Raw genomic sequence first — 212 nt, forward strand, 5'->3', positions numbered from 1 at the left:
AGAGGTGGCGCCGCTTGTTCGGGCAGGGTCCCGAGATTTTTAAGTGGAACCACCGGGGCGTTCATGCTGCCGATTTGATCGCAGGCAGTGTCGCGAAGTATGCCTCATCCGGCGTGCGGTCTTCCAGACTCGAATGAGGTCGTCTCTGGTTGTACAGATTGATGTAATCGCCGATTGAGCGCCGGGCGTGGCTGACCGACTCATATGCCTTC

The 212-nt window shown here is 58.0% G+C and carries 1 protein-coding gene; it reads right to left on the bottom strand.

Going from position 1 to position 212, the window contains the following annotated elements:
* Positions 1–61 precede the first annotated feature (61 nt).
* Positions 62–212 (bottom strand): integrase core domain-containing protein (locus AB3X89_RS40930; RefSeq protein WP_368588140.1); only part of this gene is annotated, 151 nt, incomplete at its 5' end.

The sequence above is a fragment of the Paraburkholderia sp. BR14320 genome (genome assembly GCF_040948665.1).
Taxonomy (GTDB): Bacteria; Pseudomonadota; Gammaproteobacteria; order Burkholderiales; family Burkholderiaceae; genus Paraburkholderia; species Paraburkholderia youngii.